This window comes from Shewanella scandinavica, from assembly GCF_031932065.1.
Lineage (GTDB): Bacteria > Pseudomonadota > Gammaproteobacteria > Enterobacterales > Shewanellaceae > Shewanella > Shewanella baltica.
Map to the genome: position 1 here is coordinate 1 of NZ_JAUOES010000028.1, position 19,171 is coordinate 19,171.

Below are 19,171 nucleotides of genomic sequence, written 5' to 3' on the forward strand. Positions count from 1 at the left end.
CTCCTTAAGTAACTGTATGGTTCAACATCAGTTTGGCGCATTGACGCCGTATTAGGGAGCGTCCATCTCATCATCCATTTTAAATCAACAACATAATGCACTTTGGGTTTGTCTACAATCTGTACTGACTAAAATTGCTTTAACGAGATTCATAAAAATAAGATCGGACAGACATAACTTTTTTCATTCAAAATTTTACCAATAACACCTGAGCCTAAGGAATACACCATCCCCTCGGAGTTGCCGCAGGGCGAATAGACAAATTGCGTGAGTTCGGTCATAGATGACCGACTAGCTTTCGCAGGTGCAGGGGCGAATAAAAATCGATGATTTTCGCGTTTATGAGCGAGAGGCAAGGATTGCCGAACTGGGGTGCTTTACATGGATGTAAAGCGCATCCTTCGGAAGCGATAGCAAATTTGTCAATGAGCACAAGGGGCTTTCAACTCCGTTGGGGGCGTCTTGGAGCATCCAAGGCCGAAGGCCAGCGGCCGCTTTGAGCGCGAGATAGGGATATCGAGCTGGCAGTTTAACATGGACGTTTTTGATAGGACGAGCAGTTCTCCTTGGTCGACTCTTGATTAAAAATCAGGGGGTGAAGCCCCACGACTTTGACTTTGATTCTGCGTTTAGCTAAAGCTAAAAACGCTTGGCCTAGCATTTGCTTATCCACCACGGCGCATTGGCAAACAGATGACAAAGCGATGACGCCATTATGGATAAGCCAAAATAATAGGGAGCACCCGATCTGCCATGAAATCCACCATAAGAGCCATGAAAATCACCTTAGATGACCTTAAAGGGCCAGAGATAGCGGCATTGCTGCAAGAACACCTCGACGATATGCGGGCAACTTCACCGCCTGAAAGCGTTCACGCATTAGATCTTGATGGCCTGCGTCAACCCAATATTCGCTTTTGGACCCTGTGGGATGGCAACAATTTAGCGGGCTGCGGTGCACTAAAATGGTTAGATGCCGAGCACGCCGAGATCAAATCCATGCGCACTGCCGCGCCCTATAAACAGCAAGGCATAGCGTCTAAAATATTGCAGCACTTGATTAACGATGCCAAAAGCGCTGGCGTCAAACGTCTGAGTCTAGAGACAGGTTCGATGGACTTCTTCAACCCAGCTCGCCTGCTCTACTGCAAATTTGGTTTTGAAAGCTGCGGCCCCTTTGCCGATTATCGACGCGACCCCAATAGCGTGTTTATGACGAAGAAAATTTAAAAAACATGCGCCTTAGTCTTTGAAATTCATCTCTAAGGCGCTGTGCTGCAGTTAAGTATTCGCTCGCTTAACCACAGCTGCAGTTCTGTGCCCGTTCCACCAATGGATAATAAACCCAAGCAACAGCCCCCAAAATGCGCTGCCGATGCCCAGCACACTAAAACCCGATGCAGTGACCAAAAAAGTGATCACAGCGACTTCGCGATCTTCGGTTTTAGCTAATGCGGCAGTCAGGCTATTGGCGATAGTGCCAAGCAGCGCTAATCCGGCGATGGCCAGTACTAATTCCTTCGGGAAAGCGGAAAACAGACCAACCACAGTGGCGCCAAGTAACCCAGTGATAAAGTAAAACACCCCGCCCCATACCGCCGCCCAGTAGCGGGTCGCCGGATTCGGGTCTGCTTCTTTACCCATGCAAATAGCCGCTGTAATAGCGGATAAGTTAAAGGCAAAACCGCCAAAGGGCGCGAGAATGACCCCGATTAGCCCTGTACTGGTGATCAAAGGTGAGATGGGCGGCCTGTAACCATTACCATGCAGCGCAGCGACGCCCGGCATATTTTGCGAGGCCATAGTGACCACAAACAGCGGTAGCGCCACGCCAATCACACTCGCCAGCGAAAACTCAGGCGTGGTCCACAGCGGCATAGCCAGTTGCAACTCTAAGGCATCTAGCTTGAGCAAATCGAATTGAAAACTCATGCCTATGCCCACCAGCAAGGTCAGCAAGATGATGTAGCGCGGCGCAAAAGGTTTAACGACGACAAACACCAACAGCATGATTAATATGAGGCTCAGCTGGGTTTGCATCGCCTGAAATAGCCCTAGGCCAAATTGCAGCAGGATCCCCGCCAACATGGCTGAAGCGACTGACCGCGGCATGATACGGATCAGTTTATCCATCCAGCCTGCCACCCCGCAAAGGGTGATTAAAATCGAACTCACCAGAAACGCGCCTATGGCTTGGTTGACGCTCAATCCCGCTAGGTTGGTCACCATTAGCGCTGCGCCCGGTGTCGACCAAGCCGTTAGAATAGGATTCTTGTAGTAAAGCGATAATCCTATGCTGGTCACGCCCATGCCCACACCTAAAGCCCACAGCCATGAACTAATTTGGGCTGATGTCGCCCCCACAGCTTCCGCCGCTTGAAAGATAATCACAGCCGAGCTGCTATAACCCACCAATACCGCAATAAAACCCGCTGATATTTTTGACAAACTCCATGCATCTCGCCACATACTCACTCCCTTCCTCTGCAATTAATGTCGCCACCACGCTGTGCGCTATAACTTATAAAATGAACAAGATTACCTGCGTGCGCTATAACGTACGAGATGGACAAGATAGCACCTGTGCGTTATAACGTACAAACTAAATTTTTATAAAAATGATGGGGCCATTGTGCAGACGATAAACAGCTATCTCGCCACCACACTCAAAGCACTTCGTAACCAAAAAGGATGGAGTTTAGATAAAGCCGCCCAAGAAACGGGCGTCAGCAAGGCCATGATAGGACAAATCGAGCGCGGTGAATCAAGCCCAACCATTGCGACGCTGTGGAAAATTGCCAGTGGATTCAATATCTCGCTTTCGACCTTTCTCGAACCCACGCCCCAGAGCCAAGGCGCTGTATTCCGTAAGCCCGACGAGTTACGCCAACAACCCGCCACCGACGGCATGTTAGTTGCCTCACTGTTTCCCTTTGAAGATCGCTTTGGTTTTGAGATGTTTGAACTCACCCTGCTGCCAAGCTATGAGCGGCTTTCTGAGCCCCATGAAGCCGGCGTCACTGAACATGTCATTGTATTAAGCGGCACGATGGAAGTGTTAGTCGATGGACAGTGGCAAACGCTCAAGCAAGGTGAAGCAGTGCGATTTGCGGCCGACAAACCCCATGGCTATCGCAATCTCAACGACCAAGCCGTGGTCTTCCACGACATCATTCACTATCAACGAGGCAGTGAATCTAGCTTGTAGCAGCTTATCTAACGCCAGTAATGCAGAGTTCGAGTACCAACAACGCCAAAGAGCAAACCATTACTACCGATAATTTGCAACGCTTGCACTCGCCAATTCATTAGAATAAACTTATTGAAAATTTTCTAATGGTAGGAGCAATGCTATGTTTCAATCTTTACTGGCTAAGTTATCCGGCAGTCAATCGGGCGAAAAGTGTTGGCAATTGATTGAGCAAGGCGCACGGGTGATTGATGTGCGTTCACCAGAGGAATTTGCCTCCGGTCATTTGCCCCAAGCCATTAATGTGCCATTGCCAACGCTCGACCAATGGTTGCATCAAGTCGACAATAAACAGCATCCCTTCGTGCTCTACTGTGGCGCGGGTATTCGAGCGCAAAAAGGCTGCGATATCCTCAAGGCCAATGGTTTTGGCTGCGTGGTGAATGGTGGTTCGCTTAAAGATTTAGTCTGCTGCCAACCAAGCTAATTTAAACCTTGGTTGTTCGGCAACAATCTGCATGTAATGATAGTTTAGATATCTGCGAGGTGATGTATGCATAAAACGAATCATGCCAAAGCGTTACAGCTTGAAGCCGCACAGGTTAACCCTGCTGAAAAGCCGCATGAAACTGAACGCCCTGCACGCTTTAGCATCAGTCGTAACCGCGACCAAGCCAGCACTAAGGTGCGTTATGTTGAGACTAGCGCCCTTGCTAAAGGCTGCAGCCTTTGCGAATAAACAGCTAAGCCTGCGACTTTCGAGTCCTGCCGCTCAAACCTAACCACTTAAGCCAAGCGTGCTTAGCTGAAATGCACATACAAAAATGCCAGCCCATTAACGGCTGGCATTATTTATTCAGCTAAATCAAATGACTCAACTAAAGCAACAGAACGATTAAGCCTTCAGCTGATCGATACTGTGTTTCGCTTCGCTCATGCCTTTGTCGTGTGCTTCAGGCCCCATATTCAGCGCTTCGGCGTAAACCACTTCAACACTAGTGATACCAATAAAGCCTAAAACCGTTTTCAAGTAAGGTACAACGTGATCCGTTGGGCCATCTTTGTGAGCGCCGCCACGGGTCGTCACTAATACAGCGCGTTTACCTTCCACTAATCCTTTTGGACCTGTTTCAGTGTAAGTAAAAGTCACACCAGCGCGGGCAATGAAATCAATCCAGTTTTTAAGTTGAGTCGGAATAGTGAAGTTATACATAGGCGCTGCGATAACAATAGTGTCGTTCGCTTTTAATTCAGCAACTAAGGTATCTGATAATGCGAGCATTTCTTGCTGACGTGCCGATAATTCTGCACCACCACGTAAACCAGAAGCGATTTCACCGTCTACCATAGGCAGCACGTCTTTACCGCCTAAATCACGTACTGTGATAGCGGCGCCTTGGGTTTCCCAGTGGCTAGCTAAGTGGTCAATTAACACGGCAGATTGTGAATAACCGCCAAGAATGCTTGATTTTAAAATTAAGACTTTAGACATAATCTGCTCCGAAAATAGGTAAATGACTCAGAGTCAGATGGAATATCTCAACTCTATTACGCTAGTGTATTCGCCCATAAAAAAGAAATAAAGTGGATAAAATTTGAGATTCACTTCGATTTTTTAGAAAGGTTATAGGTTGTTGCGACGCGCTATAAATTAACTCGCTTTCGGCGCACTGACATACAGGCCTTCGAATACAGCGCAAAGCTTAGCATCACAATACAATTGCACAGCTAACTTCACTTTCACTCTGCGACCTCTTTGCAACGGACTGAGATCCACAGTTGGCCATTGCACTGTTACCACAGGATCACAAGTCACTGGGGCGAGATAACGAATATGGGCATCGGCGAGCACAATGTCACCCGCAACGCCAGCTAACTGCTGGTTCAGCCACACAGCGCCCCAGCCAGTTAAGGTCATCAAGGTATAAATGCTGCCGGCAAACATGGTCTGATGCAGATTAATATTGGGCGCTATCGGCGCAGTGACTCGAAATTCACCTTCACAGTAATCGAGTGGCGCAATCTGCATAAATTCACTAACAGGAATAGTACTGTGCCACGTCTGGCGTAACTGAGTGAGTAATTGAGTAAGTAGTAATTCATCCATGTGCATTTACCTCGATACAACCCTCTTCACAGCTAACACCGAATAAGTTCAACACTCTATCCCCTAGAAAAACCACGCGATGACTAATGTAATAGCTAACGTAATAGCTAGCACAATAGCTAACGCAATCACTCGCGCGATAAGAAGCTACACCTGCAGATTAAAAGTCACAGGGCCATCATTGACTAAGGACACTTGCATATCAGCGCCGAATTGTCCGGTTTCTGTGGTCACGCCCTTAGCGCGGCAAAATGCGACAAACTCTTCATAGAGTGCCAAGGCTTGATCTGGCGTACCTGCGCCCGAAAAACTCGGTCTCAGACCGCGGCCCGTATCGGCAGCCAAGGTAAATTGCGACACCACTAATAAAGAGCCACCGACTTGCTCTAGGTTGAGATTCATCTTGCCATTTTCATCGGAAAACACGCGATAACTCATCACTTTAGTTGCCAGTTTTTCCATTTTCTCGCGGGTATCCTGCTGCTCGACGCCCAGCAGAACCAACAGGCCCTTATCGATTGCACCTATGGTTTGATTATCGACAACCACACTGGCGCGGCTCACTCTTTGAATTAACGCAATCACAACTTTTCCTTTTTAGATTAAGGCTTAACGGGAACCATTTGCTGCATGAGCGGGATAGGACGAATATATTGATCGATGCCATCTGGCAGGGATTGCGCGACTTGTGCCAAACCGCCATTGGTCCACAGCATAAAACGACGTAACTCTTCGATTTCAACACGGTCAGCAAAGGTGACTGTGCCTTGTATTTGGATCACAGCGCCTTGGTCCAGCAACACGAACTTGGCAAAATTAAGCTTTTGATTCAAAGTGCCAATCACCACAGGCAGCTCTTGGCTAGCCTGTAATTGCGGATGCACGGCATAGAAACGATTCAATAAAATACGGTCAATGCCCGCAGAATTAATACTCGGCTCAAGCAAAAACTGGTTATCGCCAAACTGCACCGCAACTTTCGTCGGCGCAACTTTGGTGGCCAAGTAGTTAGCGTTAATCAACGCTTGATACAAGCGCTCTGCGGCAGCTTCATTGGTCAGTCCACCCAGTTCAACGACTTTGGGCGCGACGGGTGCCACGACCTCCTGAGCCACCACTGGGTCAATCGCGCTGGTTTGCGAGGGCGCCGTGGCGGCACAGGCAGTTAATCCGAGTAAACTGGCACTGATGAGCAATGTTTTCATTGTATTTCCCTTTGATGTATCCACGACCACATAGCATGGATTTCTGCTGTGACCGCCAAAAACAACGACTCGCTATTAAGCATATGTCCACCGTCGGCAACAGATTGAATCGTAATAGCATGCTCTAACCCAGCCAAAAAATCGCGCAATAGCGCCGCTGGGCAAATCGCATCCTGCATTCCTTGCAATAACACACTACGCGCCTTCACCCTAGGCGTCACGCGCTGCAACACACTCATGGCATTGAAGTAATCATGCCGAGCAAAGTGCAATTCGATATCCGCTAACGCTAATACTGGGTCGGGTAACAGTCTTGGCAACACCAATCTCGCCCCCGCGAGCTTTAGCTCCCACTGAACCCAACGCCGCGCAAAATGGTGCCGCAGGTTTTCATCGGCCGATGTCAAACCTTGATGGTACAAATCCAGCAGTTCAGTCAGCGATGGCGCAACAGGCGCATTACCACTGAAGAGTCGATAAGCCGCTGGTTGCAATTTTGCCGCGCCGTCAGCGCCATAGAGCCAATCTATGCCTTCTTTAGACGGAATAAATAACGCCCACAGCACTTGCGCTATCACCCGTTCGGGAAATAATCCGCTGTAAATTAAGCCTAATGTGGCCCCAAAGGAGCCGCCCGCTAAACACCAGCGCTCAATACCTAACGCAAGGCGAATCGCCTCCATATCGCAGATCAAACCATTAAGATGATTATGGGCTAAATCGCCAAAGGGCAAGGATTGTCCAGAACCTCGTTGATCTAACAGCAAAATCCAATATTGTTCGCCATTAAATAAGGCTAAATCACCGATATAACAACCCGCTCCCGGACCACCGTGCAAATACAACAGCGGGATACCTTGAGGATTACCGTATTGCGCCAGATGTAATTGCTGACCATTGCCAACGCTAAACCAGTCGCGGCGGATAAAAGGGGGAAAGGATTCGGGCACTGATTCAGGCATTAGGTGTCATCGCCATTACTTAACCGTTTAGGGATGTCATTCCGATTTCGCCACGGCCTTGAGTGCATCTACTTCTGCCGAAGTTAAGGTTACAGGCTGATTATCTTGGCAGTCTTGTAAAGGCTTACCATCTAGATCCGTTTCATCCTCATCGGAGCTCGACTCATAATCTAAATACTCTGGCATAGCCGCGGTAATTTCCGCGCCGAGTAATACTATCATCCACGATAAATACACCCAGACAAAGATAATAGGGATCACGGCTAAAGCCCCATAAATAGCTTCATAGCTCGGAAACTGAGTCACATACAAGGCAAAGGCTTTTTTACCTAACTCAAACAAGATTGCGGCGACAATCGCCCCTAATAATGCATGTAGAAACTTCACCTTTTGATTAGGCACTACCATATACAACAGCAAGAATGCCGCAACTGAAAACAGCATGGGCAAGCGCTCAAGAAACACGGGCACCACACCCGACAACTGACCGTCAAAAACCTTCAATGACACTACGTAGGAAGTCGCCACCAAACTGGCCCCCACCAAAACAGGGCCCAAAGTGATGACCATCCAATACATAGAAAATGCGACCACCACAGAACGCTTCTCTTTAGTACGCCAAATGTTATTGAGGGATTTGTCGATGGCGGAAATCAGCAAAATAGCGACCACCACTAAAGCGGCAATCCCGACAGCTGTGCCCTTAGAGGCATTGGCGACAAACTCATTGATATACACTTGCACAGTATCGCCGGCGGCGGGTAAAAAGTTCTGATAAACAAAGCCTTCTATCTGCCCACGTATGCCTTTAAACACAGGAAAAGCGGACAACATAGACATAGTCACGGCCACCATAGGCACAAGTGACAATAGCGTGACATAGGCCAAATGTCCGGCGCGGATATTGATCTGATCTTCCACTAAACGCCGCTGCAAATGCAGCAGGAAGTGCCAGATCCCGAGGAATAAGACGCGAATTTGTGCCAGTTCTATCTTCTTAGTCACGGGTTTCTCTTGATTCTGTTGGTATAGACTCGTTATCTTCGTACAATAAACACTTAATTTACAAGTCTAAGGAGTGAATTGATGTCTCAACAAGGATCTGCGGGTAACGTTATTTCCGCTATTGCTAGTCTATTTTTCCCTGGGTTAGGCCAACTATTACAAGGCCGCATTATGGCAGCACTGTTATTTTTCATTATCACAGTGGTGGGTTATGCACTCTGGTGGCTAATTGTGCCCGCGGTAATAGGTGCTATCTTTCATCTGTGGAGCATTATCGATGCGGCCCGATTTAAGGCCGATTAATTTCAATTCACTCAGTGACGGAATACCCAATGAAAAGACTGATAACTTCAGGCCTGATTGCCGCAAGCCTCCTGCTCAGTGGTTGCCAAAGTGCCTATTACGGCGCGATGGAAAAGGTCGGTTACCATAAACGCGATATTATGGTCGACAGAGTTAAAGACGCGAAAGAATCCCAAGAGGACGCCCAAAAAGAGTTCAGCTCGGCCCTCGAAGAGATGCAAGCCCTGCTCAACCACGATGGCGGCAACCTAGAAAAAGCCTATAACAAGGCTAAGGATGAATACGAATCGGCCCAAAGCGCCGCAGATAACGTCAGCAACCGCATCAAGAAAGTTGAAGATGTGGCCGAAGCGTTATTCGATGAGTGGCAAGATGAAATTGGCGAGATCAGCAAAACCAGCCTGCGCCGTAACAGTGAAGCTAAGCTCAAAGAAACCCGCCGCGCCTACGAACAATTGATCAAAAGCATGCACCGCGCCGAATCAAAAATGCCGCCCATCCTCACCGCCATGAAAGACAACATGCTGTATCTCAAGCATAACTTGAACGCCCAAGCCATTGGTGCGATCAAAGGCGAATTTGCAAGTCTGCAAACCGATATTTCGGGCCTGATTAAAGAGATGAACAAATCGATTAATGAGTCGAACAAATTTATCGAGTCACTCGAAAAATCCAAAAGTTGAACCAAAGCTGCTACTTAACTCCTAAGCCCTAGCATACTAAATTGCTGGGGCTTTTTATGCTTTGTGTGACCTCGCTCGCTGTCCCTGCAAGCCATACTTTATTTGTGCAAGCCCAAAACACTTGGCTTTGTGAGCTATGGCGCGCTTTAGTGGATTGATAGCACCAATCTTAGACCTGCCGCACAATTTCATTTAGTACTCAAAAACTTATTATCAGCTCATCACTCAGACACTGTACTCGTTACTCATTTGCTGTATTCATCACTATGACTTTTATCGAATCACTTACTCTGATGTTGGCACTCATGTATCTCGCCTCACTGAGCTATTGGAGCGGCCAGAAATGGGGTGCTGTCGTAACACTGTTACTCAGTGTCAGCGCCGTCGCGATCAGCCTTTACTGGCCTTTAGCACTCGGACTGATTATTGCGCTACCTTTAGCGTTAGTAGGACATAAATTTGCACCTGACTCCTTCAAAGGTGAGATTAAGAACAATACTCTGCGGGAAGGCACTCAACATGTCTTAGCGCTATCGCTTTTACTGGTTGCCGTGCAATACACCATCAATACCGTATTGCTTAAGCAAGGAATTACACCTTGGCTAATGCGCCCCGATGTGGTCGATGCTTTCCTGCCGATTGCCGGCGGCATTGAACTGAAGGCCATTGTCAGTCTAAATTTGTGGGATCAAACCCATCCTGCAGCCGCGGTGATGTTAGCGGCGGTATTGCTCACAGGATTACTTTGTAAGCGGGCATTTTGTGGTTGGGCTTGCCCATTAGGTTTGGCAGGGGAATATTTGTATGCTGTTAGAAAACGCTTTATTAAATCAGAACTAACACCACCCGCTTGGCTCGATTGGCCACTGCGAATGCTCAAGTATTTATTGCTGCTTGGCCTTTGCTACATAGTGATTGGCATGCCAAGTGAGTCGATTCCTTATTATCTCGAAGGTAATTATCACAAGATTGCCGACTTAAAAATGGCACTGTTCTTTCTGACGCCGAGCCTGATTACCCTGTTTGTGTTTGCGCTGATCCTTGCCTTAGCCGCATGGCGCCGTCAGGGATTCTGCCGTTACTTGTGCCCTTATGGTGCCATGCTCGGGATCTTAAGCTTTGCGAGCCCATTAAAAATCCGCCGTGATACTCAGCATTGCCTTATCGAGGCAAAAGGGATGAAATGCGATAAGTGCACCCGCGCCTGCCCGGCAAACATCATAGTGCACACTAAGACTACGGTGCGCAGCGATGAATGCCAGGCCTGTATGCGCTGCGTCGCCGCTTGTCCAAAATCAGCCGCCCTTGGTCTAGGGCTTAAATCTGGCCACAGACTCGGCCATAAGGGATTACTCGCATTAGTGCTTATCGCATTATTTATCCTACCGCTTGGCGCTTACTTAGCTGGCTTCTGGCACAGCCAAACACCCGACAATATCCGCATGGAACTGTTCCAAGTAATAGATAGAGTTGGGCATTAGCTGAGTATAGGTTTGCTTTTGAACTAGTCTAAGTTGGTGTGTTATTATGCACCTCCTTAAACAGTCATTGAAAAAATTTATCGTATGAAACAGAGTAAATTTCGCAGCGTGTTGTTTCTATATATTTCCATGCTATTCATATTAAATTGTTCTCGCATTGCGAATTACATTGTGTATCACGATTATTATAAAGAAACATTCGATTTACTCACGGTGATATTTACATCATTTCGCTTTGATATCATGACTACTGCTTATGTCATGATCATACCTACATTGCTAATATTAGTACCAGGAAGTGGCCGCATTACTTGTTTCATAAAAAATATGGGTTTAAAGCTTGGTTTAATAATGCTATTGCTATCTACACTCGCACTTATTGGAGATTTTATTTATTTTGGTGTAGTAAATAGACACACATTTAGCGATCTACCATTGTTAATGACTGAAACATCTTTTGTATTACCATTTTTAATGAAAGATCATTTCGCGTTAACGATATTTAGCGTTGCTACTATAGCCATAATAATTATTTTGCTGGTGAAAAAATACCGACTATTTTTCTACCACAATAAAAACCATAAGACTCTAGCATCACAAATTGGCGTTTTTGTTATTGCGATCCCCATCTTGATATTATTTCTACGAGGATTAAATTTGCATGGAAAGCCACTTGGCATTATCGATGCATATAAAAACCAAAGTGAGCAGCAAGCTAATTTAATTTTAAATGGTATTTATACAGGTGGCAAAGGAACTACTCAAAACTTCAAGCGTACTGATTATAAATTCTTTAATTCCGAAGAGCTTAAACAACAGCTAAATAAGACAGAAGATGAAGCATATAAATATCCATACGTAAGCCAATTCTCAGAGAATACACCCAATGGCCGAAATTTAGTTATCATTTTGGTAGAAGCGTTAAGCTATGCTTATATAGATGGATTATCGGGTTCAGACTATAAAGTCACACCATTTTTAGATGAACTGTCAAAAAAAGCTGAGGTTTATGATAATTTCTATGCTGTTGCTCAACGCAGTAACTTAGGTGTTCAAGCGAGCTTGTTTGGCATACCTCCCCTTGAGAGTGTTGGTTATATCGGAGGAGGACTGGAATTATCACGCCTTACAAAAATAGGTAATATTGCTCAAGCTCATGGCTACCAAACCCAAATGCTGCAAAGCTCAAAACGTGACTCGATTCGTTTAGATTCGATAGCCAACTATGCTGGTTTTCAGCAATATCTTGGACGTAGTGATATCCCAATAACACGAACTGACTACCCCGATCCTGATGGCGCACAGTTTGGTTGGGATTATGAGATGTTGATGAAAACACTCGAATTAGCAAACGAAAAAACTAAGCCATTTATTAGTTTTTCGTTTACAGGTACCACCCATATGCCATATGTAGAAACACCGAAGCATTTACAGGTTTATCCATATGGACAAGATACATTCACCGATTTTTTGAATACTGTTAGATATACAGATGAATCTCTTAAAGCATTTTTTGCGGAAGCATCAAAACAGGACTGGTACGAAAATACAACCTTTATGATTTTGGCAGATCACACTTTGTTCAAAACGAAAACGCCGGGCTTAGAAAGCGCATTCCATATTCCGTTATGGATTTATCGTCCTGGGCAAAATATTCCCCCTAAACGACATAAAATACTCGCAAGCCAATTAGATATTTTACCTACCGCTTTTGATTTGCTCGGATTTAATGACGAGTTTGCATCAGTTGGTCGCTCTCTTTATAGGGAACGAAAACCCTATAGTATTGTAGTAAAAGGCGACTTGCTTGGCGCATTTACCAACTCAGGTAGTTTTTTAATCGCTGGAGATAAAATCATATCTGAGAATGAAAGTGTAGACTTTATTGAGAATCAGGCACCTAAGTATGCAGAACAGCTAAAGCTTGAATTTCAACTCTCACAGCAAGCAGTTTTGAACAATACTTGGGTTAAATAGCATCAAAGCACTGCCAATCTAACGAAGCACACTGCAGATAATGGTTTATATCACTATCTGCAGTTTTTAATGTATACACCAGAATATTGATTACAGTTAGTAAATCACTCAATCTTATCGCTGATACTATTCCTATGCGAATATCAGATAAATGGTTTTATAGCTAACCCTATACAGCCAGACCGACAGCAACTGATCCGTTCACTTTTTGACGAATATATTAAAATTTATTCCTTCCACGATGACAGGCTAAGCCGTCGCTTTAGTAAGAACTTTATCTGCTACCCAGGAAGTTACTGACAGGGAAAAATGCCTGCTGTTCACTCGACAATGAATTTGCACAAGACCTAAGCGGAACCATACTAAATGTTAGATATCTCCTTACAAGATCTTGCCGCAATTGCGTATGGTGAATCGATAAGGAGTAATACAAGATCTCAAGATTCAGCAGTTTGAATTAATCGCCGGCATACCCATGACCAAATCAGCCCCAACAAAAAGCCCCGCATAGTTTCCTATGCAGGGCTTTTTAAACCGATTGACTCACCTTAAGGGTGTGCCACCTGAATCAACAGGCTGGCATTAACCGCGGTTAAAGCGCTTACGATCGTTTTCAGTCAAGTGTCTCTTACGAACACGAATGCTCTTAGGTGTTACTTCAACCAATTCGTCATCATCGATGAACTCAAGCGCTTGCTCAAGTGTCATTGTGATTGGCGTAGTCAGCACTTGCGCTTCGTCAGTACCTGAAGCACGCATGTTGGTCAGCTGCTTACCTTTCAGACAGTTAACTGTCAGATCGTTTGAGCGAGCATGGATACCAACAACTTGGCCTTCGTACACTTCAGCAGCGTGGCCGATAAAGAGACGACCGCGGTCTTGTAGACCGAACAGTGCGAATGTCAGAGCCTTACCTGTCGCGTTAGAAATCAATACGCCGTTAGCGCGTTGACCGATATCGCCACCTTTGTGTGGACCGTAATGGTCGAACGAGTGGTAAATTAGACCTGTACCAGAAGTCGCTGTTAAGAATTCAGTTTGGAAACCAATTAAACCGCGGCTTGGGATAATAAAGTCGATACGTACACGACCTTTACCATCAAGCTGCATGTCTTTCATTTCAGCTTTACGGGTACCTAACTTCTCGATCACTGTGCCTTGATCTTCTTCTTCAACGTCAACAGTTAACGTTTCGAATGGCTCACACAATTCACCGTCGATGGTTTTCAGAATAACTTCTGGACGTGATACAGCTAACTCATAACCTTCACGACGCATGTTTTCAATCAAGATTGATAAATGCAATTCACCACGGCCTGATACGCGGAAGCGATCTGGACTTTCAGTTTCTTCAACACGCAGTGCCACATTGTGGACCAATTCTTGTTGTAAACGCTCAAGAATGTTACGTGAAGTCACATACTTACCTTCTTTACCCGCAAAAGGTGAAGTGTTGACTTGGAACGTCATGGTCAGAGTTGGTTCATCAACTGATAATGGAGGTAACGCTTCTACAGCACCAGCAGCACAGACAGTGTCAGAAATTTTCAACTCACCTAAACCAGTGATAGCAACGATATCGCCTGCGTTGGCAACTTCAACTTCAGTACGCTCTAGACCCATGTAACCTAATACTTGGCCCATTTTACCGTTACGGGTTTTGCCATCAGCACCAACAATAGTGACTTGTTGGTTAGTTTTGATGCTACCACGCTTGATACGGCCGATACCGATAACACCCACGTATGAGTTGTAATCCAGCTGCGAAATTTGCATCTGGAAACTACCTTCTGAGTCAGCATCAGGGAATGATACTTTTTCAACGATAGTTTGGAACAGCGGCGTCATGTCTTCACTTGCAACATCTGGATCTAAAGTTGCAAAACCGTTTAACGCTGAAGCGTAAACGATTGGGAAATCTAACTGCTCGTCAGTTGCGCCTAAGTTATCGAACAGATCGAATACTTGGTCGATAACCCAATCAGGGCGCGCGCCTGGGCGGTCAATTTTGTTGATAACAACGATTGGCTTTAAGCCTTGAGCAAACGCTTTCTTCGTTACGAAGCGAGTTTGTGGCATTGGACCGTCAACGGCATCAACTAGCAATAATACTGAGTCAACCATAGACAGAACACGCTCAACCTCACCACCGAAATCGGCGTGGCCAGGGGTATCAACGATGTTGATACGGTAGTCGTTCCACTTGATGGCAGTATTTTTTGCCAGAATCGTGATCCCACGTTCCTTTTCAAGATCGTTGGAGTCCATCACCCGCTCAGTAGCTTCTCCTCGGGTTGCAAGGGTGCCTGACTGTGACAGCAACTTGTCTACCAGGGTCGTTTTGCCATGGTCAACGTGTGCAATAATGGCGATGTTACGTAAATTCTCTAGCACGGATAAACCTCTTACCATCAAACAAAAATAGGGATATTTCAGTAATTCGTTATAGTGTCCTAACTCGACCCACCATAATAAAAAGCGTGCCATTCTACTCCAGAGCGGCCTTGGCGCACAGGATTATTTTTGAACACTTATAAAACAATCCGCCGATCCTTGACTAATTCCTGCCAATATTCCATTGAGTGAAATCCGCTAATGTCACAGTTAAAGCACTGTTCAATTGCCATATTCGTAGGAAAAATCCGAGTTAAACAGCTGAATTTACTATTTTTCATAATCTAGACGCAAAGTATTTCTGCTGATTTAAACATCAATCAAATTGATGTTCACGTGACAAAATCATCTCGACGTGAAACAGCAATAATTTCTAGCGCAGATTTAACTGGGCGTTGATATTGGCATTTATGACCGCGAAAACTGAATGCCTTTAAGACTCACTTCATTGTCACGCAATACCTTTATTACGCATCACTTATTTCACTTGGCCTGTGAACAGCAAAGACATTTTGCACATGAGAACGAACTCTTTCCTAATAATATGATAATAAACCACTATTGAATTGAGAATGCATGGCATAGTTGAACAGACTAGAGTGGTTTTATGACAACTATGCGGCGGTGAAATCGCCCAGAGAAAATAGTCCAGAATAGTGCTGAAATAGTTACTAGATTCAGTGCCGCTATCCTTATGTAGTCCTCCCTGTGAGCCAAGGCGCGATTGCCATCTCACTGCCACATAAGCGATGCATACTAGTGCTTTGAACCTTATGCTTTGAACCTTATGCTTTGAAACTTAGCTTTGCATGAATCAATTCAGTGCGCACCAAAATGGAGTAATGCACCAAAATGCCACAGACAAAAGCACCATTATGGTGCACACGCGAATCCAATTAAGTGCAACAAAGATTTTAAACCATGTTAATCAGTAAGTTAAATTATTGGCATGGATATCGCTTTATAGCTCGTAAGTTTGGCTCAAGATAAATCACTTGAGTTAAAAGATTATAGAAGGGGCATCCCTTTACCCTACCGGAGGCTTGAGAATGTCAGTTGAATCAGTTTTAAAGCAACTTGAAGAATTAGAAGTTAAGTTCGTTGATTTACGTTTTACCGACACTAAAGGTAAAGAGCAGCACGTATCTATTCCTTCTCATCAGGTAGATGCTGATTTCTTCGAAGACGGCAAAATGTTTGACGGTTCTTCTATCGCAGGTTGGAAGGGCATTAACGAATCAGACATGGTACTGATGCCAGATCCAACGACATTCGTACTGGATCCTTTCACCGAAGAAACCACAGCGCTGATCCGTTGTGACATTCTTGAACCCGGTACTATGACGGGTTACGACCGTGACCCACGCTCAATTGCAAAAAAAGCAGAAGCTTACCTGATCTCTACTGGTATCGCTGATACTGTATTGATTGGACCAGAACCAGAATTCTTCCTATTTGACGATGTCCGTTTCGGTACTGACATGTCAGGTTGTTTCGTTAAGATCGATGCTAAAGAAGCGGCTTGGAACTCAGGCACTAGCTACGAAGGCGGCAACACAGGTCACCGTCCATTCACTAAAGGCGGTTACTTCCCAGTTGCACCGGTTGACTCATCACAAGACCTACGTAGCGCTATGTGTTTAGTGCTTGAAGAAATGGGTCAAGTGGTTGAAGCGCATCACCACGAAGTGGCGACTGCGGGTCAAAACGAAATCGCAACTCGCTTCAACACGCTAACTAAGAAAGCGGATGAAATCCAAATTCTGAAGTACGTAGTGCACAACATGGCACACGCTTACGGTAAGACGGCGACTTTCATGCCTAAACCCATCGTTGGCGACAACGGTAGCGGCATGCACGTTCACCAATCTCTGGCGAAAGACGGTGTTAACTTGTTCGCTGGCGACAAATACGCGGGTTTAAGTGAAACGGCGCTGTACTACATAGGTGGTATCATCAAGCACGCTCGTGCGCTGAACGCTTTCACTAACCCAAGCACTAACTCTTACAAGCGTTTAGTGCCACACTTTGAAGCACCTGTTATGTTGGCCTACTCTGCCCGTAACCGCTCTGCATCAATCCGTATTCCAGTGGTACCAAGCCCTAAAGGCCGTCGTATCGAAGCGCGTTTCCCAGATCCACATGCCAACCCATACTTAGGTTTCGCAGCGCTGCTGATGGCCGGTCTTGACGGTATCCAAAACAAGATCCACCCAGGTGAAGCGATGGACAAAGATCTGTACGATCTGCCTCCAGAAGAAGCGGCTGAAATCCCACAAGTGGCAACGTCATTAGAAAACGCCCTTGAAAACCTGCAAGCTGACCATGAGTTCCTGACAAAAGGCGGCGTGTTCAGTGAAGATTTCATCCAATCTTATATCGTACTGAAAACAGCAGAAGCTGAGCGCGTAGCACGTACAACTCACCCACTTGAGTTTGAAATGTACTACAGCCTGTAATGGCTAGCGCTATACAACTGGCTCGCTTTATGTAATTGATACAGAAAATATAAAAGCCTCGATAGCAACGCTATCGGGGCTTTTTGTATTTTGAAGGTATATACAACTTTTATTCTGATTCAATCATCGCGTTGTTCTCTACATAGGCATCATCGCCAACCACTCTTTTATCATTCAGAGAAGGCACGCCAGACAACAGCAACAATAGAGATAGATGGTTAAAAACTGATCTAAATTAAACGAGGGGGCGGCATAAAACCACCTATATAGTCGGAAGTTAACTACCGCGCCATTATTGTTAAGTGTCCACGCTTTATTCAACTAGGCTGGGATTGTCAGGGGCAAAATCTGACAGTTGGGCAGGTTCGCCTGACTCAAATGACGCAAATGGTACGCCATCTAACACGCGCTCATTTTTAAATACACGGATTTCAGAATCAGGTAACTGCGTCATCAGCAATGACAAGATAATATGCATCTTATCCAATGGGCAATGAAGACGAATACTTGCACGTAAGCCCATTGTTCGTACATCCGATTGGCAGGCAATAAATGGACGATTCCGCGTTACCTTAATCAAATGACGATGCCCATTTTTTATAGGACTCTCGTAAGTAGTCTCTATATTTTTAAAACCAGTAAAGAAAAATGCCCCCAGAGCCATTCCGCCTGCACCAATCAGCGCTGCGGGACCTAAAAAGGCCACCCCGACAATACAAACCACCACTCCAAACCAAGCCAGCCCCCGCACTACCGCGTAGGCAGCATCCGGAATCGCGTCATGATAGGTAGTAACTAAACCCTCGGTGGTGAGCCGATAGTGGTACTGTTTGTCTGCAAACCAGAGGTAACGAGCAGATAGGCACATTATTAGGGCCATGATGATTAACCCCATACCCAAGCTAGTATCGCCAGATAGCAAATAGCTCCCTATAAGTGCTAAACAGCCACACGGGATCAGGAAGGTTAACCAAAATAGACCATAGACAGTCGCTACCCGAATATCCCACTCATAGAGGGTCGGCGCCTCGCGCACCCGCTGCTGACGTAGCTTATTGAGCCGGTCTTGCCCCTCTTGGGGTAATTGCAGGTACTCACTGCGCGGCAGGTCTTCATACCGACTGTCGTCCAACGGTTGTGTCTCTTGCTTTGTCTGCTCTGTCGACGCCGACTGCTGCGCAGCTCTCTTATTCATATAGCTATTCCTTTGCTGTACCCACGGACTGCACGGTCATCGTTAACCTACCCACACGGCTCATACTTAATGTCTTCTCGCCCTTGCCGCTAAAGGTTTGTTAGCCTATATCCAAATAATGATCGTAATTGGCGCCACCCTAGCACAAACAGGCCTGTCAGCATCTTGGTAGCAAAGCTGTCACTGATGGACACCGAATCTCGCGCCAAT

The 19,171-nt window shown here is 45.8% G+C and carries 18 protein-coding genes; 9 read left to right on the forward strand and 9 right to left on the reverse strand.

Translation table 11 applies throughout. From position 1 onward, the window contains the following. Positions 1-753 precede the first annotated feature (753 nt). Positions 754-1,230 carry a GNAT family N-acetyltransferase gene (locus tag Q4Q50_RS18785; RefSeq protein WP_259483977.1) on the forward strand — a complete coding sequence of 159 codons (477 nt, stop codon included), beginning with the start codon at positions 754-756 and terminating at the stop codon, positions 1,228-1,230. A 51-nt stretch (positions 1,231-1,281) separates the two neighbouring features. Here Q4Q50_RS18785 and Q4Q50_RS18790 read toward each other — a convergent pair whose 3' ends face one another. Then, positions 1,282-2,469, reverse strand: a complete 1,188-nt coding sequence (locus tag Q4Q50_RS18790; protein ID WP_311900595.1) for a benzoate/H(+) symporter BenE family transporter — start codon at positions 2,467-2,469, stop codon at positions 1,282-1,284. A gap of 163 nt (positions 2,470-2,632) precedes the next feature. On the opposite strand from Q4Q50_RS18790, the gene Q4Q50_RS18795 reads away from it, so the two are divergent. The 3 genes from Q4Q50_RS18795 (at position 2,633) to Q4Q50_RS18805 (ending at position 3,929) form a co-directional block, all read left to right on the forward strand. After that, the gene (locus tag Q4Q50_RS18795; RefSeq protein WP_311900597.1) at positions 2,633-3,208 is read left to right on the forward strand and encodes a helix-turn-helix domain-containing protein; all 576 of its coding nucleotides are present in this window, start codon (positions 2,633-2,635) and stop codon (positions 3,206-3,208) included. Between the two features lie 145 nt (positions 3,209-3,353). Further along, on the forward strand, positions 3,354-3,677 hold the full coding sequence (locus tag Q4Q50_RS18800; protein ID WP_011845563.1) for a rhodanese-like domain-containing protein: 324 nt from the start codon (positions 3,354-3,356) through the stop codon (positions 3,675-3,677). A 66-nt stretch (positions 3,678-3,743) separates the two neighbouring features. Next, positions 3,744-3,929 (forward strand): hypothetical protein, encoded by a 186-nt coding sequence (locus Q4Q50_RS18805; RefSeq protein WP_259483980.1) that lies wholly within the window; start codon positions 3,744-3,746, stop codon positions 3,927-3,929. Between the two features lie 156 nt (positions 3,930-4,085). On the opposite strand, the gene azoR is transcribed toward Q4Q50_RS18805, so the two are convergent. The 6 genes from azoR to Q4Q50_RS18835 form a co-directional block, all read right to left on the reverse strand. Further along, a complete protein-coding gene (azoR, locus tag Q4Q50_RS18810) occupies positions 4,086-4,682 on the reverse strand; it encodes an FMN-dependent NADH-azoreductase (protein ID WP_311900598.1) in 597 nt (198 codons plus the stop codon). A 159-nt stretch (positions 4,683-4,841) separates the two neighbouring features. Continuing rightward, positions 4,842-5,297: a thioesterase domain-containing protein gene (locus Q4Q50_RS18815; protein WP_311900600.1), complete on the reverse strand. Its 456-nt coding sequence runs from the start codon at positions 5,295-5,297 to the stop codon at positions 4,842-4,844. A 147-nt stretch (positions 5,298-5,444) separates the two neighbouring features. After that, a complete protein-coding gene (dtd, locus tag Q4Q50_RS18820; protein WP_011982175.1) occupies positions 5,445-5,882 on the reverse strand; it encodes a D-aminoacyl-tRNA deacylase in 438 nt (145 codons plus the stop codon). A 17-nt stretch (positions 5,883-5,899) separates the two neighbouring features. Next, entirely contained in the window at positions 5,900-6,502 is a 603-nt protein-coding gene (locus Q4Q50_RS18825) for a hypothetical protein (protein WP_311900602.1), read from the reverse strand. Next, complete coding sequence (locus Q4Q50_RS18830) at positions 6,499-7,464, reverse strand: alpha/beta fold hydrolase (RefSeq protein ID WP_311900603.1); 966 nt, start codon at positions 7,462-7,464, stop codon at positions 6,499-6,501. Before Q4Q50_RS18830 ends, Q4Q50_RS18825 begins: the two co-directional genes overlap by 4 nt. A 36-nt stretch (positions 7,465-7,500) precedes the next feature. Further along, positions 7,501-8,469, reverse strand: a complete 969-nt coding sequence (locus tag Q4Q50_RS18835; RefSeq protein ID WP_063884972.1) for a virulence factor BrkB family protein — start codon at positions 8,467-8,469, stop codon at positions 7,501-7,503. A gap of 81 nt (positions 8,470-8,550) precedes the next feature. Between Q4Q50_RS18835 and Q4Q50_RS18840 the strand changes: the two genes are divergently transcribed. The 4 genes from Q4Q50_RS18840 (at position 8,551) to Q4Q50_RS18855 (ending at position 12,913) form a co-directional block, all read left to right on the forward strand. Beyond that, a complete protein-coding gene (locus tag Q4Q50_RS18840) occupies positions 8,551-8,772 on the forward strand; it encodes a hypothetical protein (RefSeq protein ID WP_006079786.1) in 222 nt (73 codons plus the stop codon). Between the two features lie 29 nt (positions 8,773-8,801). After that, the gene (locus tag Q4Q50_RS18845) at positions 8,802-9,455 is read left to right on the forward strand and encodes a DUF2959 domain-containing protein (RefSeq protein ID WP_311900605.1); all 654 of its coding nucleotides are present in this window, start codon (positions 8,802-8,804) and stop codon (positions 9,453-9,455) included. A gap of 266 nt (positions 9,456-9,721) precedes the next feature. Continuing rightward, positions 9,722-10,936 (forward strand): 4Fe-4S binding protein, encoded by a 1,215-nt coding sequence (locus Q4Q50_RS18850; RefSeq protein ID WP_311900607.1) that lies wholly within the window; start codon positions 9,722-9,724, stop codon positions 10,934-10,936. A gap of 84 nt (positions 10,937-11,020) precedes the next feature. Beyond that, complete coding sequence (locus Q4Q50_RS18855) at positions 11,021-12,913, forward strand: LTA synthase family protein (RefSeq protein WP_311900609.1); 1,893 nt, start codon at positions 11,021-11,023, stop codon at positions 12,911-12,913. 582 nt (positions 12,914-13,495) lie between these two features. Here the strand turns inward: Q4Q50_RS18855 and typA are convergent. Further along, positions 13,496-15,307 (reverse strand): translational GTPase TypA, encoded by a 1,812-nt coding sequence (gene typA, locus Q4Q50_RS18860; protein ID WP_106651716.1) that lies wholly within the window; start codon positions 15,305-15,307, stop codon positions 13,496-13,498. A 1,049-nt stretch (positions 15,308-16,356) separates the two neighbouring features. Here typA and glnA point away from each other — a divergent pair. Beyond that, positions 16,357-17,766 carry a glutamate--ammonia ligase gene (glnA, locus tag Q4Q50_RS18865; protein ID WP_006079778.1) on the forward strand — a complete coding sequence of 470 codons (1,410 nt, stop codon included), beginning with the start codon at positions 16,357-16,359 and terminating at the stop codon, positions 17,764-17,766. 313 nt (positions 17,767-18,079) lie between these two features. On the opposite strand, the gene Q4Q50_RS18870 is transcribed toward glnA, so the two are convergent. Then, a complete protein-coding gene (locus tag Q4Q50_RS18870) occupies positions 18,080-18,961 on the reverse strand; it encodes an immunity protein TsiV2 protein (RefSeq protein ID WP_311900611.1) in 882 nt (293 codons plus the stop codon). Positions 18,962-19,171 lie beyond the last annotated feature (210 nt).

What these genes read in the sequence shown, in the direction of transcription:
- glnA (WP_006079778.1), top strand. Translation starts at nt 16,357, where the DNA reads ATGTCAGTTGAATCAGTTTTAAAGCAACTTGAAGAATTAGAAGTTAAG.
- Q4Q50_RS18800 (WP_011845563.1), top strand. Translation starts at nt 3,354, where the DNA reads ATGTTTCAATCTTTACTGGCTAAGTTATCCGGCAGTCAATCGGGCGAA.
- Q4Q50_RS18815 (WP_311900600.1), bottom strand. Translation starts at nt 5,297, where the DNA reads ATGGATGAATTACTACTTACTCAATTACTCACTCAGTTACGCCAGACG.
- Q4Q50_RS18850 (WP_311900607.1), top strand. Translation starts at nt 9,722, where the DNA reads ATGACTTTTATCGAATCACTTACTCTGATGTTGGCACTCATGTATCTC.
- Q4Q50_RS18790 (WP_311900595.1), bottom strand. Translation starts at nt 2,469, where the DNA reads ATGTGGCGAGATGCATGGAGTTTGTCAAAAATATCAGCGGGTTTTATT.
- Q4Q50_RS18785 (WP_259483977.1), top strand. Translation starts at nt 754, where the DNA reads ATGAAATCCACCATAAGAGCCATGAAAATCACCTTAGATGACCTTAAA.
- Q4Q50_RS18805 (WP_259483980.1), top strand. Translation starts at nt 3,744, where the DNA reads ATGCATAAAACGAATCATGCCAAAGCGTTACAGCTTGAAGCCGCACAG.
- Q4Q50_RS18840 (WP_006079786.1), top strand. Translation starts at nt 8,551, where the DNA reads ATGTCTCAACAAGGATCTGCGGGTAACGTTATTTCCGCTATTGCTAGT.
- azoR (WP_311900598.1), bottom strand. Translation starts at nt 4,682, where the DNA reads ATGTCTAAAGTCTTAATTTTAAAATCAAGCATTCTTGGCGGTTATTCA.
- Q4Q50_RS18825 (WP_311900602.1), bottom strand. Translation starts at nt 6,502, where the DNA reads ATGAAAACATTGCTCATCAGTGCCAGTTTACTCGGATTAACTGCCTGT.
- Q4Q50_RS18870 (WP_311900611.1), bottom strand. Translation starts at nt 18,961, where the DNA reads ATGAATAAGAGAGCTGCGCAGCAGTCGGCGTCGACAGAGCAGACAAAG.
- Q4Q50_RS18845 (WP_311900605.1), top strand. Translation starts at nt 8,802, where the DNA reads ATGAAAAGACTGATAACTTCAGGCCTGATTGCCGCAAGCCTCCTGCTC.
- Q4Q50_RS18830 (WP_311900603.1), bottom strand. Translation starts at nt 7,464, where the DNA reads ATGCCTGAATCAGTGCCCGAATCCTTTCCCCCTTTTATCCGCCGCGAC.
- Q4Q50_RS18855 (WP_311900609.1), top strand. Translation starts at nt 11,021, where the DNA reads ATGAAACAGAGTAAATTTCGCAGCGTGTTGTTTCTATATATTTCCATG.